Origin of the sequence: Paenibacillus sp. JZ16 (genome assembly GCF_015326965.1) — a bacterium.
In the GTDB taxonomy this organism is placed as follows: Bacteria; Bacillota; Bacilli; order Paenibacillales; family Paenibacillaceae; genus Paenibacillus_AQ.
This window is the reverse complement of record NZ_CP017659.1, coordinates 1,547,320-1,563,577: the sequence shown is the minus strand read 5'-3', so window position 1 is coordinate 1,563,577 and position 16,258 is coordinate 1,547,320. Positions and strand designations below refer to the sequence as shown.

Annotated in this window: 10 protein-coding genes; 6 read left to right on the top strand and 4 right to left on the bottom strand. The window is 48.6% G+C overall.

The features are described from left to right. Positions 1 to 153 precede the first annotated feature (153 nt). Complete coding sequence (locus tag BJP58_RS06860; protein WP_194543345.1) at positions 154 to 366, bottom strand: hypothetical protein; 213 nt, start codon at positions 364 to 366, stop codon at positions 154 to 156. Positions 367 to 415: 49 nt separating this feature from the next. Then, positions 416 to 988, bottom strand: coding sequence for a thymidine kinase (locus BJP58_RS06855; RefSeq protein ID WP_194543344.1), 573 nt, complete (start codon positions 986 to 988; stop codon positions 416 to 418). 340 nt (positions 989 to 1,328) lie between these two features. Between BJP58_RS06855 and BJP58_RS06850 the strand changes: the two genes are divergently transcribed. The 6 genes from BJP58_RS06850 (at position 1,329) to BJP58_RS06825 (ending at position 13,609) form a co-directional block, all read left to right on the top strand. Beyond that, the gene (locus BJP58_RS06850) at positions 1,329 to 3,077 is read left to right on the top strand and encodes an RNA polymerase sigma factor (RefSeq protein WP_194543343.1); all 1,749 of its coding nucleotides are present in this window, start codon (positions 1,329 to 1,331) and stop codon (positions 3,075 to 3,077) included. Between the two features lie 148 nt (positions 3,078 to 3,225). Continuing rightward, the gene (locus BJP58_RS06845; protein ID WP_194543342.1) at positions 3,226 to 4,128 is read left to right on the top strand and encodes an EamA family transporter; all 903 of its coding nucleotides are present in this window, start codon (positions 3,226 to 3,228) and stop codon (positions 4,126 to 4,128) included. 230 nt (positions 4,129 to 4,358) lie between these two features. Beyond that, positions 4,359 to 5,102, top strand: coding sequence for a GTP pyrophosphokinase (locus BJP58_RS06840; RefSeq protein ID WP_100537787.1), 744 nt, complete (start codon positions 4,359 to 4,361; stop codon positions 5,100 to 5,102). A 534-nt stretch (positions 5,103 to 5,636) separates the two neighbouring features. After that, on the top strand, positions 5,637 to 7,031 hold the full coding sequence (locus tag BJP58_RS06835; RefSeq protein ID WP_194543341.1) for a protoporphyrinogen oxidase: 1,395 nt from the start codon (positions 5,637 to 5,639) through the stop codon (positions 7,029 to 7,031). After that, positions 7,031 to 7,594, top strand: a complete 564-nt coding sequence (locus tag BJP58_RS06830) for a DUF1697 domain-containing protein (protein ID WP_194543340.1) — start codon at positions 7,031 to 7,033, stop codon at positions 7,592 to 7,594. The genes BJP58_RS06835 and BJP58_RS06830 overlap by 1 nt, the downstream gene beginning before the upstream one ends. Positions 7,595 to 8,386: 792 nt before the next feature. After that, positions 8,387 to 13,609 carry an S-layer homology domain-containing protein gene (locus BJP58_RS06825; RefSeq protein ID WP_194543339.1) on the top strand — a complete coding sequence of 1,741 codons (5,223 nt, stop codon included), beginning with the start codon at positions 8,387 to 8,389 and terminating at the stop codon, positions 13,607 to 13,609. Positions 13,610 to 13,711: 102 nt separating this feature from the next. Here BJP58_RS06825 and BJP58_RS06820 read toward each other — a convergent pair whose 3' ends face one another. Both BJP58_RS06820 and BJP58_RS06815 read right to left on the bottom strand, forming a co-directional pair. After that, positions 13,712 to 14,662 (bottom strand): arabinan endo-1,5-alpha-L-arabinosidase AbnA, encoded by a 951-nt coding sequence (locus tag BJP58_RS06820; RefSeq protein WP_199341210.1) that lies wholly within the window; start codon positions 14,660 to 14,662, stop codon positions 13,712 to 13,714. 293 nt (positions 14,663 to 14,955) lie between these two features. Continuing rightward, on the bottom strand, positions 14,956 to 16,185 hold the full coding sequence (locus BJP58_RS06815) for an aminopeptidase (RefSeq protein WP_194543337.1): 1,230 nt from the start codon (positions 16,183 to 16,185) through the stop codon (positions 14,956 to 14,958). Positions 16,186 to 16,258 lie beyond the last annotated feature (73 nt).

Below are 16,258 nucleotides of genomic sequence, written 5' to 3'. Positions count from 1 at the left end.
ATTAAAGTCTTACCATCCTTATCTCGCAAGTAACTTCGGCTATATGCGGACTGTATACTGAAAAAGCACTGATCGAAGAGAGGGGATTGCCTGAGTGTCTGATCGAAGCTCCATGAAAGCCGTCAATCTAAAAGCGCTCAGGCCATCCATATGTCATTTCCGTACTTCAAAAAATTCGCATTCATCCCGCTTATGATAGCCGAGCGAGCTGACGCTGGATTGCGTAATGACGGTTTCGTCGGTGAATCGGATGACGATACTGCCGGAGTCAATCAGATGATTATCCTTGAAGATGCGTATACGGGTCTGCTGCTCCATAACTTCCTGAAAGTCCTGGTCGGTTAATAGCGGTCTGACTATCGGCATGGGTCATCCTACTCCTTACGTTTTGAATGGTGGATTGTTCGTAAAAGTCCTATGATAAAGGGGGATTGGTATGACATTTGCGGCAAACAGGGAAGTAGGTATCATTCCCTCCGATCAGGATCTGCTCGCCGGCATATACGGGTTTACCGTCAATGACGCGAAGGTTCATGATCGCTTTACGTTCGCAGAACCAGCAGATCGTTTTCATTTCCTCGATTTTATCGGCGTAAATCAGCATCCAGCGGCTGCCTTCAAACAGCTCGTTCCGGAAATCATTCTTCAAGCCGAAGCCCATGACAGGCACGTTAAGCTCATCTACGATCCGAACGAGCTGCAGGATGCTGTCCTTGGAGAGGAACTGGCATTCGTCAACGAGAACGCAGTATGGCTTAGGCTGATGCTCCTTCACAATCCCATAGATATCGGTCGTATCGGTTATAGGTATCGCTTCGCGTCGCAGGCCGATTCGTGAGGACACATACCCAACGGCATCCCGGTCATCGATAGCGGATGTAAAAAGGAGCACCGGTTTGTTCTGTTCTTCGTAGTTATGGGCGACTTTCAAAATTTCGATGGATTTACCACTGTTCATGGAGCCGTACTTAAAAAATAATTGAGCCATGCTTTCGTTCCCTTCCTATAAGTACAATGTTGCTTCTTTTAGTGTAGTGATACAAATTTCGTTATTCTTACGATATAAGATATGACATGCAGAGTATATTGTCGCATTATTGGGCATCTTTTGTCCATTGCCTGTAAGGACTATATTCTGACATATTTAACTTAATCGCGGAATGAAAAAAAGGGACAGGACTTCGCCGCGCAATATGGCGAGGTTATCTTTGTATCATGGCACCAGGCTTAATCAAAAAAAGGTATAATATTTTTCAATTACGTTGTCAGAAATAACGAACTTCTCTGGTCATATAAGTAGTCAACGATACGAAAGAGGGTTTGAGCAATTGGATACGACAGCAGACAGAACGGTCCAGTGGGATGAGATGGAAGATCAGGAGTTGGTGAAACATGCGCAGGCAGGGGAGCGGGAAGCTTTCGGTGAGCTTGTTCGGCGTCATCGGTCCAAGGTTTATGGCTATGCCAGAGCTATAACCCGGGAGTCCTACCTGGCAGAGGACGTTGTACAGGATGCATTGGTCCGGGCATTTTTGCACTTGGGCAAACTGGTCGATACCCGGCGTTTCCTGCCCTGGGTGCAGCGGATCGTACGGAATCAGGCCTATACCCGGCTTAAGGGAAGCTCCGCGATGAAAGAGCAGACATTCACCGAGCTTGAAGGCAGGGGAAGGTATGATAGTGCCGGGAGTGCAGATCAGTGGAATAGTCTGGACAGCATTCTGGGAAGGCTCCATCATTCTTCAGCCGAAGCGGCCGCAGGATTCAACGTACCGGAGGAACGAATCGTCCAGCAAGAGACGCTGCGTGTTTTAACGAACATCATTCAACGCCTGAAGCCACGCGAACGGCTTATTTTCGAATCTCATTTTTTCGATCAGCTGTCCCCGCAAGAAATTGCTGACTTGTTTCAGCTCTCTTCAGCCAATGTGTATCAGATTATTTCGAGATCGCGGAAGAAAGTGATCCAAGAAAAAATTCGCGTAACCGTTGACTCTTATATTAAGACGAGAAGGGACTTGGGAATTATGAATAAGAAGATTCTACAGTACGAAGGATCGTTGAAAGAAATCAAAACTTGGACAACTGCTGCGGATGCCACGTATAAAATGCTGCAATTTACAGATCGGAAGCTATCCCTGCCGATGGTTATGGGGCTGACAGGTCATGCATTCCGAATTAACATCATTCCGGATCAGGTTCACATTGCAGGTCCGACCGCGTATTTTTTTGGTGAAGTATTATCCCGGGGTCTTCATAATATCGGCTTCCATTCCAAATTCATCGACGGCATGTCGGGCGGCATCGGTACCAATGCCAATCTGCTGGATCCATCTGCCTTGGAGAAGAGTGCCATGGGCAAGCGCAGCATTCATCAGGAGCTGCCAAGGGCCCTTGATTTGATTCATAGCTCGCTGGACCGCGGATACCCTGTGCTGGCATGGGATATTTTCTTCCCTGAATTTGGTACGCTGTATGGCTATGACGATGAGACCAGAACCCTCTATGGGGAAGTATGCGGAAAAGCGGATACGCTCCCTTATGAGAATCTCGGAAGGAGTGTAATGGAAGAGCTGTTCGTTCTGGCCATTGAGGGATCGGTCGATTTAACGCTTCAACAGCAGCTTCGACTTGCGCTTGAAACTGCCATCGAACAATATGAGGGGAAAGAAAGCGTGGTTCCGACGGCAGTGAAGGGGATTGCGGCATACGATGCTTGGATCGAATCGCTGCAGGGGCGGAAGATCGAACCGAACGGCCATGCATACAACATCGAGGTATTAAGAGATGCCCGGTATTACGCTGCTGAGTTCTTCAAGGAACTGATAGCAGCATGGCCGGATGCGAATACCGAAGGACCGGAGCTCACGCAGCAGTTTAAAGAAGCCAGCGTGTTATATACGGGAATGTGCGAGAAATTCAGTGTCCTGCATCAGATGTTCCCATTTCCGGTAGGCGGAGAGCCTAATTCGGAGGATCAAGCTATGACTGCGATAACGCTGGTAGAGGATATTAAAGCTCTGGAGATCGAAGCCGTTGCTAAATTGAAAGAGATCTTTGCAAAGTTGTCTTCTTAATTAGTGGTTGGTATTTACAATGTTGAGGTTTTGTCTTAAGATAAGACCATAATTCAATATCAAACAGAGCCAACCCCACTTTTTACTGTTTTCTGGATTCCAAAACAGTGAAAGTGGGGTTTTTTGTTGCGTAAGGGGGAGTTTCACGTTGTTGCATTTGTTGAAAAATTCATTCTTCGTATTTTTGGGAGCCTGCTGTTTCGGAATTCTGTCAACGGTTGTAAAGCTTGCTTACCAGGAAGGGTTCCTATTTCAGGAGGTGATGATCAGCCAATTCGGGACAGGCTGGCTCATTCTGCTGTTGCTGATGCTGTTTTTTGGACGACATAAGGTCACGGGCAAGCAATTCCTAAGGCTAGCCGGGGTTGGGTTATGTACATGCCTTACAGGCGTCACGTATTACCTTGCCCTTCAGAGCATTCCGGCATCGATCGCCGTCGTGCTTCTATTTCAATTCACCTGGATCGGTGTCATTATCGAAGCTGTTGTAAAACGGCAATGGCCGGATAAATCCACCGTCATCTCCGTTATCATCCTGTTCGTCGGGACGATGATGGCTGGGGGGATGTTGGGTGCAGGCGAGATTCAATTGAATTGGAAAGGGGCAATATTGGGACTGACCGCGGCTTTGATGATGGCTTTGTTTGTCTTCTTCAGCGGCCGGGTCGAGACGCAGATGTCACCCATTACCCGGAGCTTTTATACCTCAACGGGTGGGCTTATTCTGCTGACGATCCTGTTCACGCCGAAAGCGTACACGGAGATATCCCTGTTTGACAACGGGTTATGGCTGTTCGGCTTAATCTTAGGCGTATTCGGCGTTGTTCTTCCAGTACTGCTATTCGCACTCGGTGCGCCCAAAATCAGTACGGGATTGGCAACCATCCTTGGTGCCGGAGAGCTGCCCGTTGCCGTTATTGCATCGGTGCTGGTGCTGAGCGAGCAGGTGACTGCGCTGCAATGGATCGGGGTTATCGTGATCCTGCTGGGCATAGCGTATCCGCAGATAGCGGCTCAGAAGCGGGGCGGGGTGCCAGCGGTACAAAGATAGGTGGCACAGCGATATCAAGCAGCACGATGTTGGCATAAGATAAAAGACGTTGCGACCTTCCGGTTGCAGCGTCTTTTTGACGTTACAACACTAAAGTTGCAGTTGCACCTCAATATCAACTACTATTTAAAGAGGGAACAGAACTTCTGGAATGTTAGCAGCGTGTTTTGTTTTTATTTACTACTTGAGTCATCACGGCTCTGAATCACACAATCGAAAGGAAGTATCCCATGAATTCTTTGCAAATCGAACAGCTCAAAATCATTCGGAATGAAATTACCCGATTCATGATGAAATACAAATTCGCTTTAGATGAGATTGAAACCAAAATGGAGATATTAAAAGAGGAGTTCCAGGCTCTTCATGATTATAGCCCGATCGAACATACGAAATCCCGCCTGAAATCGCCGGAGAGCATCATGAAGAAGCTGCTCCGAAAAGGCGGAAACATCTCTCTTAGCTCCATAGAAGATAATATCAAAGACATTGCGGGTCTAAGAATCACCTGCTCATTCATAACCGACATTTACAAAATTAGCGACATGCTGCAGAAGCAGAGCGATTTAACGGTGTTAAACGTCAAGGATTATATCAAGAATCCGAAGCCGAACGGATACCAAAGCCTGCATCTGTTAGTGGAAGTGCCTGTTTTTTTCTCCGATCGGGTGGAGAAGGTATGCGTTGAAGTCCAAATTCGAACCATTGCCATGGATTTCTGGGCGAGTTTGGAGCATAAAATTTTCTACAAATATAATAAGTCCGTTCCTCAGCATCTGCTGGAAGAGCTTAAGAAGGCTGCGGATACGGCTAACGCGCTGGACCGTCAGATGGAGCAATTGCACCACGAGGTGCAGGCCATTAAGGACTCGGAAAGCGATGATTCGCTGCTGGAGGAACTGAAGAGCATTCAGATCAACAACCGCAAGTATGAGCTTCCGGCGGGCTTGCTTGAAGTATTGACCGAGGACAAATAAAGTTCCTGGCGAAGCGAGAAAGATGATAAAACTGTTTCACCATCCATGCACCGGGTATATATATCCTAAGTGGGAAGTGGAAACACACATCAACACCAGACGGATAACAAGACGTTAAGTCGGAATTACCGAAAGGATTTGATACCCATGTACAACATGACGAGGAATAAGGACGACACAATCTGAATGATTCCAAAGTACACCTTAAGCAATGGAACGATTGCGTTAGAATAGAAAAGACCGCTTCCCACGAAAAAAACTCTGCGAGTGATCTCGCGGGGTTTTTTGCTGTCAACAACCCTCCAAGCATGCTCCTGGACCCCGTACGTGCACTAAGGAGCAATACGCCTGTACTAATGGTGGGTTTTCTCGCGGGGCGGGCGGGAAGTCGTAGTAGTGAACGGTTCTGTTCACAATATTGAGGGAATGGCGTCCCTCGGAAGCACGGGCTCTATGATATACTTAGAAATTGGATACAATGGTAACAATCATGATTAAGATGTTATGAACCTACATAATAGAGGTGTATGTACAGTGACAACTACCGTAGTTATCGGCGGCGGCATTACCGGACTTTCGACCTTATACTATCTGCAAAAAGAGTTGAAGCACCTTCAACAGAATATGGAACTGGTGCTTATCGAGGCAAGTGAAACGCTCGGAGGCAAAATCCGCACCGTTCAGAACGGTGAATTTATTATGGAAACCGGAGCGGATTCGATCGTATCCCGGAAAACGAATGTGGCACCACTTCTGGAGGAGCTTCAGTTAACAGACCAGATTGTGTATAACGCCACGGGGACTTCTTTCATATATACGACTGCAGGTTTGAAAAGAATCCCGGATGAGAGCGTATTCGGCATACCGCTTAGCCTGAAATCCTTGGCCGAAAGCGAGCTTGTGTCTGCCGAGGGGAAGGTGGAGGCGCTCAAGGACTATTACACGCCGAATGAAACGTATACCAAGGACGATTCTTTGGGGGAGTTCCTTGAAGCCTTCCTTGGCAAGGAAATCGTTCAGAATCAGATCGCTCCGGTCATATCGGGCGTCTATTCCGGGGAGCTTCATGACCTGACAATTGCGTCAACGTTTCCCTATTTGCTGGAGTACAAAAATACGTACGGCAGCATCATGGGCGGTTTGGCCGAGAATAAACAGAAATTCCTTGGCTCGGGCAATAAGAAATTTCTTTCCTTCAAAGACGGAGTCTCCGTATTGATTGATGCATTGGAACGGACCGTGATCCAAGCAGGCGCGAAGATATACAAAGGCGTTGCCGCAGAGAAGCTGGAGAAAGCAGCCAGCGGCTACGGGGTGACGTTGGCAAATGGCGAAAAGCTTGAAGCTGATTTTGTTGTTTTAAGCACGCTGGGATCCGCCGCGAAGGATTTGCTGCAAGATCCGCTGCTTAATGAGGACTTTGACCAGATGTATACCAAATCGCTCATCAGCGTGTATCTTGCCTATGACATTCAAGACGAAGAGCTTCCCTATGATGGAACGGGATTCATTACGGCCAAGGGAACCCGGTTGAAGTGTGATGCTTGCACCTGGACGAGCCGGAAATGGGAGCATACCTCCGAGAACAAGCGGTTATTGATGCGATTGTTCTACAAGAGCTCCAATCCGCATTATGAGGAGCTGATCCAGTTATCCGATCAAGAATTGAAACAGATCGGGATGGGGGATATCAGCCAAAGCCTTGGCATTAAGGCTGAGCCGATCTCTTGTGAAGTCACCAAATGGCATGACAATATGCCGAATTATCATTTGAAGCACCGGCAAATCGTGGAATCATTAGAACAGAAAATGGATGACCTGTATCCTAACGTTATTTTGGCGGGATGCTCCTATTATGGAGTGGGGATACCGGATTGCATTGCGAACGGGGAGAAGACGGCAGGTCTGATTCTGGAAAGGATGCCCTAATGACAATCTATATTGCGTTGCTTAGAGGGATCAACGTAGGCGGACACAATAAAATCAAGATGGCCGATTTAAGAAAGATGCTTGAATCTAGGGGACTAGCTCGCGTGCAGACCTACATCCAGAGCGGAAACGTGCTCTTTGAATCCGGGGAATCCAAGGAAACGCTGCGCGTTCAAATCGAGCAGGGCATATTTGAAACGTTCGGCTTCCCGATATCGGTGATCCTTAGAACCTCCGAGGAAATCGAGGGGATCGTTCGGAACTGTCCATTTTCGGAAGAAACGCTGCGTCAAGCGGAGGCAGCATCGGAGTTTGAGAGTCTTTATGTTGCCATGCTGACGGAAGCGCCTGCTGTTGAAGATGTGGAGAAATTAAAGCTTTATGTGAACGAAAAGGAAATCTTCGAGGTGATCGGTGAAGAGGTTTACTTGCTGTTCAAGGAAAGCGTTCGGAATTCCAAGCTGGCGGTTCAGTTGTCGAAGCTCGGCGTGCCGATGACGATGCGGAATTGGAAAACGATGAACAAGCTGGTACAACTGTCCCAGACAATGAAGAGTGTGTGAGCAGCCGCAATCATTTAAACAAATAAAGGGGTACATAGCTGATCTCCATATTCAAAGAAAGTTCGGGTCAAAAATGTTTCACTTCCCGAGAACCGGGTAAATATAGAACAAGTGGGAAGTGGTATTGTCAATCGACGGACGGAAGAACATCATGTCATTCCGAAAGGAAGTTGATTCGCCATGAACACTCGTAAAAGGAGAAGGAGAGCGAAGTTTCTTCGATTCTTTTCTGGTAAGGCACCCTAGCAATTGGAAAATTGCTGCATAATGAATAACAAATTCGCTTCCCACTGATAAGGATCCTGCGATATCATTCGCGGGGTCTTTTTTTTGTGCAGAATAAGCACAAACTGCATCCTATGAGAAAGGATGATGAACAATGCTTGCTCAAAGATGAAACGGATAAGAAATGAATAGATCGGAAGTAATGATCTTTAAACGCCATGCCGGTTTCGTTTGTGGATCTTGAGATATGGATGCTTACTTAAGATATAGTGATGAAGGTCTGTTCGGATATTATCCTATTTTACTAGAAGGCTAGCTGATTTCCGGGACTTGCGTATCATTTATCAGATTTTACATAAAGTGGTTTAAAAAACGAAGGGAATATGCAATTATTGATCTTAGGAGGTGACGTGCTAAATGGATCTCTCAAGGGAATAGCCTAAATCTGATAGAGTGAGGGATTTGATATTGAAAGCGCTTTAATTAAAATTTGGAGATCCCATGGAGACCTGGAGAATTGGGAAACTGAATTGATTGTTCAAAAAATCATTTCTAGGAGGTTTTCCATTGTCTAAGATCGTCCTGAATCGATGTATATCCTGCTTCTTGATCCTCTGTATCGTGTTGTCGGCCTCGTTTACCGGTTTCGCAGGACAGGCTTCAGCCCAGTCATCCACCGCGCCTACCAACGTGCCTGAACTCCTGATCACCGAGCTTGTTCCTGATTCCACGAATGTAGGAACCGCCGACGGATATGAATTTATTGAAGTATATAACAATACCGATCAAGACATCGATTTCAGCCATTACAAAATTCGTTATCGTTACTTGGAGAGTGATACCCTTTGGGCTCATGTTCCCGATGAGGTGAAGATTCCATCCAGAGGCACGCTGGTGTTCTGGATCATTAATGCTCAGAACAGCAAATCCACGATTGCTGATTTTAATAAAAACTACGGCACCAATCTGATTGAAAACACCGATGTTGTCAAAATATTCTCAGGCGGCATGTCCAATTCACGCATGCGGGAGCTCGTGGTTGTAACAAATACCGGCCGTCCGATCGTGTCCGCATTTTACAATGACGGGGAGGTTCATAACAAAGCCGATCAGGGGATTTTCTATAAGTATCCCGAAGATGGCAGCCTGAAGATGCAGCGGATCTCCCAGCTGGAGCATAAGGCTACGCCGGGTTCGCTGCAGCATTCCGAGGTGCCTGCGGAGCCGGTACATATTGATGTGACCAAGGAACCGGCGGTCACCAACCGGACGACAACGACCAATGTGGAGCCGGGCGAAAATCTGGAGATTACGGCAGAAGCGCACGATGATCATATGGTTACTTCACTTGCGCTATCTTATCGTGTCGATGGACAGAACGATTACAAGGTTGTACAGCTTCAGGACGGGAAGCAAGGCCTTCGTCATACGATTTCTTATCTGGAGCTGCTGGGACACAACAAGCTGGAGTACTTTTTCACGGTATCCAATACCTTTAAGAAAGTAGAGAGTCCTAAATATGAAGTCGACCTCACGGGGAACGGGGCCAGCGCCAGCCTGAATGTTGACGATCAACAGACCGTCACCGGGATAACGTATATTCGGGGTGCGGCAGACGGGGCAGAGCCTGCGGATCTCGAGCTTCATATCGACGGGCAGCCGGTTCAAGGTTCAGCCGTTATGGAGCATTCCGCTTATTTTGTTTTTGAAGGCGATGGTATTGACGATGGGATCAACACGGTGACCGTAGGCAAGAACGTTCTGTTCAAGACCGAGCCGAATATTGACGGTTATCAAACCATCGTTGTCCCCGTCGAACCGCAATGGCTGACAAGCGGCACAAACGAAATTACCCTGCGGGCCGGCGATAATGAGAAGACCTATTTCGAGGATGACAAGCCGACGGGGAATATGGATGATTTTAATGTCCGCAACGTACGGCTGTTGATAGGAGACGGAACAGAAATCCGGGATCCGCAATTTAGCGATCCTGCGCTTATTCATGACCTAGGGGACGATGGACGGTTTCTGCCATTTGTAACGTTTCAATTTGATATTTCTGCCGATAAGGTAAAAGCCCTCTCTTACGCATGGGATACCACGACGGTTACAGACGGGCAGCACAAGGTTGATTTGCATGTAAAGGGTAAGTCTGAAGCAATGGCCAACATTCAGGTAGATAACAATGGACCCGAAATTAACGTGACTGTTGAAGAGGGCAAGAGCTATAAGGGAAGCATTCCCATTGATGTGACTGCACAGGATAGCGTATCCGGCGTTGAACAGGTGGAGGTACTGCTAGATGGTCGAGCCATCCAGGTGCCATACGATACTTCATCGTCCGAGCTTGAACCAGGCGTCCATAAGCTGGACATTCGGGCAGTGGATAAGATTGGCAACATCTCGGAACGTACGGTAACGTTTAACACCGCACCGGAGCATCCGAATGCACCCGAATTGGTCTCACCAGCAGATATGGAGAGCGGAACCGGGTTATCGCCGGAGCTTAAGGTTCAAGTCAGCGATCCATCGGATGACGAGCTTGAGGTCTCTTTCCACCAGGCATATCCGTATCATGCATTAAGTGGCGATCGGGTAAAGTTATCCAAGTACGCCTCGGATGAAGAGCCTCCTAAGGATAGGTTCCCGGCTGGCGAAACCGCGCTGACCGAAGAGGAATTGAAGCTGGTAGCTGAATCCAACGATCAATATGTCACGGTGGATTCCACGTCCCAGTTCCCGTATATCCGGTTTGAGGTAGAGCTGGAGCATGCCGTGGAGCCGGGTGACCGCGTTGAAGTTACTTGGGAAGGACATACGGTGTCGGGCCGCAAGGTCACGATGTATGCGTGGAACCACAACCTGAATAAGTGGATGGAGATCACCAAACATATTGCGCAGTCTGAAGATGATTTTACCCTTCGAGGCGAACTGTCGGCAGCAGACTACGTACAAAACAGCAAAGTGGATGTCATTGTACAGGATGAAATCCCTTCACGTGGAGATTATGACTACACTTTTGTTTGGGTATCGGATACCCAATTCTTAACGGAGCTGTACCCGCATATTCAGCAGAAGCAATTCAACTGGATTGTCGATTCCATCGATGATATGAACATCAAATATTTGTTCCATACCGGTGATATCGTGAACGACCCGACAGCTGAGTATCAATGGAAACGTGCCGATGATTACATGAAGATGCTGGAGGATGCAAATCTGCCGCATGGCGTGCTCGCCGGAAATCATGATGTGGGAAGCTACGATTGGGACTACACGACCTACAGTCAATATTTCGGGGAGAACCGTTACAAGAATCAGCCATATTACGGAGGTTCCTACAAGGACAATCGCGGACATTATGACCTTGTATCCGTTGAAGGCAACGACTTTATCATGATGTATATGGGATGGGGCGTTGAAGACGAGGACATAAAGTGGATGAACGAGGTTCTCGCAGAATATCCGGACCGTATCGCATTTCTGAATTTCCACGATTACATGCTCGCGAACGGAACTCGTTCCGGTATAGGCAACAAATTGTACAAGGAAGTTGTCGTACCGAATCCCAACGTGGTTGCCGTTCTAAGCGGCCATTACACGGGAGCCAGTCTGCTTAAAAATGAATTGGATGATAATGGTGACGGTACTGCGGACAGAACCGTATATCAGATGCTGGCAGACTATCAAGGACATGCCGATGGCGGGAGTGGTTACTTGAGACTGCTGCATTTTGATAAGGATAGCAATCAGATTTACGTGAATACGTACTCTCCTTATCTGGACAAGTACAATTATTATACGAATGGCTCGGATGAGTTCAAGATGAATCTGGATCTTGAACCGAAATTAAAGCGGGTAGCAACGGATTCGATCCAAGTGAATCATCTGAGAGGAGAGTCCATCGGTACGCCGCAGAACGTAGCTAGCGGCACTGAGGTTGTTCAGCAATGGGCAGGACTGCAATCCGATGGAACTTATTCGTGGTATGTCGTCGCACAAGACAAATTCGGGGGGAGAACCCTTTCGGATGTGTGGACATTCACGACAGATGGAGGGAATCCAGACGCTCCGACCAACCTGAAAGCACTGAATGTGACATCGTCAACGGTTCAAATCGGTTGGGATCCCGTGAGCAGTCCAGACCAACAAGCGATGAATTATAATGTATATCAGGACGGAGAGCGCGTAGCAACGGTCACGGATAGCGTATATGAAGCGACGGGGCTGACCCCGGACACGCTGTATGAATTCAAAGTAACCGCCGTGGACAAGCAAGGCACGGAATCGGCTCCGAGTGAGATATTAACGGTCGTCACTCAAGCCGTAGACATTCCGGGAGCGCCAGTGTGGACAGCCGGGGAGCTTGAATTTTCGAACATCACATCAGACGCTGTATCCATGAGCTGGCCGGAAGCGACCGCAGATGATGGCGTGGATGGATATCGTGTATATCTGAAAGGGCAGAGTGAACCGGTTGTTACCGTGACAAATGATGTGTATTCGCATACCGCTTCCGGTTTGGTTCCTGACACCCGATATCATTTTACCGTGAAAGCCTATAACGCTGCGGGAGAGAGCGCCGGACTTCATAAGTCGGTTACAACGCCGGCAGCAGCAGTAGACAAGAGCGAGTTAATCGGATTAATCGCATCGGCACAGCAAAGGCTTGACGAAACAAAGGAAGGCACATCGCCGGGGCAGTATCCGGCAGAAGCAAGGTCTGCACTCCGTGCTGCCATTGAAAGAGCCAGCGCCATAGCGCAGCAGGATCAGGCAACAGCCAAGGAAGTACAAGCTGCGATCAGCGCTCTGCAAGCCGCGATCCGTACCTATAACGCTTCGGTGGTACCTTCAACGGAGAACCCGCCATCATCGGGATCAGAGTCGGGATCGGGATCCTCTGGAGGCCACGTATTATCTGGAGACAACCGTTTAAAAGGACTCGAAGTGATCATCGGCGGCAAAGCAGCGGAACTCACCCCTGCATTTAATGAGAATACGACAGAGTACCGACTTGAGACGGAAGCCGAATCCGTGCAGCTCCGTGTGGATGCGGCGCATAACAAGGCAACAGTCCTTCTGGGGGAAGAATCCCTGAAGAAGGATCAGGTTATCGAGCTGAAGGAAGGGGATAACCTGTTGAAGCTGATGATTCGGGCTGAGAACGGTACGACCCGAACTTACCAGTTAACCATTCATCGTAAGGCGAAGCCGGGGACCGAAGAACCGAAGCCGGAGCCAAAGCCAGTGATGTTAACCGACATCGCGGGACATTGGGCTTCGTCGGCGATAGAGGAAGCCGTTCAGCTCGGTATTGTGGACGGCTATCCGGATCTTACCTTTAAGCCGGACCGGCAAGTAACACGCGCTGAATTTATGGTGATGATGTTCAAAGCATTGAATGGACAAGGGGATGCTGGGAAGCTGAATTTCAAAGACAGTTCCCTCATCGGAACCTGGGCGCTTAAAGCGATTCAATGGGCTGTATCCGAAGGTATTGTGAAGGGATATCAAGATGGCACATTCAGACCGAATCAACCTGTCAACCGTTCTGAAATGGCTGTCCTGATCACACGTTATCTGGGCCTTTCCTTACCAGAAGCAGAAACGGAATTCCTTGATCAGAAAGCCATTCCGGCTTGGGCAGAGAAGGAAATCGCTGCCGCCACCGCGGCTGGCATCGTGAATGGGCGCTTAGGTAACCGGTTCGCCCCACGGGAATCCGCGACCCGGGCGGAAGCCGTCATGATGATTCTTCGTATGCTGGATATCATGGAGAAGAAGTAAGAAATAAGAACGGAAGAGAGGCTGACACTAGAGCTGGAGCTTTAGTGTCAGCCTTTTTCGGGTGGATGTCTAAGGAAGATTCATATTATGGGTATGGAGCAGTCAATAAGTGGGCCAGCCCTGGGAATCCCAGTTCAAATCATTGATGAGCAGCTTCGGCGTGCCGTTATCGGTTGCGTCATACGCATGTCTAATAATGAGGTTATTATAGACATCCTGATGTCCGGGACCTTTCCACACTGCATTCCCGCTGTCCATAATCGTGCCGCCGCCATTCAACATGCTGGTACCGTTCTTGTCCACGTATGGACCTGTTATGCTGGTGGAACGGCCGTAAGCGATTTTGTAGGTGCTGTTGACCCCTTGGCAGCAGGAATCGAAGGAGGCGAACAGATAATAGTAACCGTTTCTATAAACGATGGTAGGCGCTTCAACGGCCCCTCCGTTGTTCGGGCGTGAGGCAATGGAATACAGGTTTCCGGTCGGTTTCATTGTATTTGCATCAAGCCTGGTCAGCTTGAGTCCGCTCCAGAATGAGCCGTAGGCCAGCCACGGATTGCCGTCCTTATCGATTGTCAGCGTCGGATCAATCGCATTGTAATTATTGGAGGAGGTCGTACGCGTGACGAGACCGTCATCTCGCCAATTGCCGGAGGAGATGCTGGTCGTGGAAGCCAGGCCGATAGCGGATGTGTTGGAACCGAAGGAGGAGATCGAATAATAGAGCCAGTAGCGGCCGTTGAAATATTCAATATCGGGCGCCCATAGATCGTTGGTGCTTTGGTTTGGTACATAGGTTTTCCACCAGGACAGCGGGGAAGCAAATACCTGGTTCGATCTGGACCAGTTCGTGCCGTTGGTCGATTTCAGCAGTTGGATGCCCTGACCGGTAGAGAAAGTGTACCATGTGTTTCCTTCCTTGATGATGGTTGGGTCATGTACAACAATATCGCCGCTCAGGTTCCAGAATGCACCAAAAGCGGACTGCGTGCCTGCTGTGCATAAACTGATGGCAAGCAAAAGCGAGGTAAGCCATTTCCCTTTTTGTTTCATCATTGTTCTCTTCCCTTCATTGTGAAATGGGCATTGCTAATCCGTGCAGCGCCTATCTTTTCCCGGATCACCTCCAACATCTTGCGATATTAATTCATAATTATGTGAAATGTTTTATTTTATATTAAATTATAAAAGCGCTTCCAATATAAGTAAAGTAAAAAAAATCGACTTCGTTTATTTCTTTTTAAATCAGCACAAAGAGTTACGGATATTAGTAAAGCCCCGCGAATTCCCGCAGGGCTTTGTTTCAAGTATACAGCTGTGAATCTGAACACGGATCTAGAGTGTAGTTAAACCCATCGTCCACCGCGAAATACAGGTTCAATCGTGCCGTCAGCCAGCACGCCATCAATGTCCAGCTCGGCCGATCCGATCATGAAATCAACATGCGTCAGACTGACATTGGCTCCGCTAGCTATAAGTTCTTCCTTGCTCATTTTGGTACCGCCCTCGATATTGACAGGGTAGGCGCTGCCCAGCGCAAAATGGCACGACGCATTCTCATCGATACCGGTGTTATAAAAGACACGGTTCAGCTGGGAAATTGGCGAATCATGCGGTACGAGTGCCATTTCTCCCAGATAAGACGCGCCTTCGTCCGTTTCCAGCAGTGTTGTGAGATGCTCCCGCCCGGATTCGGCTTCATACTCGACAACCTTGCCGTCCTTGAACGTGAGCTTCATGCCCTCCACCAAGCGGCCGTTTAGATTAAGCGGCAGCGTACTCGTTACGGTTCCGTTCACGCCTGTACGGTGCGGCATCGTGTAGATTTCTTCGGTCGGCATGTTCGCCACGAAATATACGCCGGCTTCATTCTCGTCGCCGCCGCCGAGCCAGAGATACCCTTCCGGCATGTCCACGCGCAGATCCGTTCCAGGCGCACGATAGTGGAAGCCTTTATAGCGTTTGGCATTCATGTGGTTCTGGCGCAGCTTCAGCTGAGCGATATGATCCCGCCAAGCGGCAACCGGATCTTCGCTGCCCACCCGGTTCATCTGGAATACCGCATCCCACATGGCTTGAATCCGATCCTCTTCGGGAAGATCCGCGAATACCTTATCGGCCCAGGCACGGGTAGGGGCTTTAATGAGCGACCAGCTGATTTTATTGTTGCGCACGTAAACCTGGTATTTCTCGTTGGCTACGGCAGCGGCTTTTACGGCTGTAGATACTTTGGTCGAATCAATGCCGCGGAACAGCTCCGGATCCGGGACCTTAATGCGCAGAATGGCTCCTCCGCCTTCGGCTAGCTGCTGCATGGCGTCGGCCTGCCACTGCGGATAATAACCGAAGGAGTCAGTGGGTGCTTTCTCGTAGCGAATGCGGGTGATTCTCTCATCTTCCCAGTCGACTTGCACATATTTGGCACCTGCATCGTATGCCTTGGCCACGATGCGGCGTGTCAACTCTACGGTTTCGATTGGAGCATTGACGATCAGCACTTGGCCTGGCTGAATGTTTACGCCTACCTTAACGACCAGCTCCGCGTATTTCTCCAAATTTTTCTCGAAATTGTCCATATGTAGATTTCCTCCATTTCAGATGTACACCTTTATTTTAACACGTTAAGGAGGTATGCAGATAACGGATCTC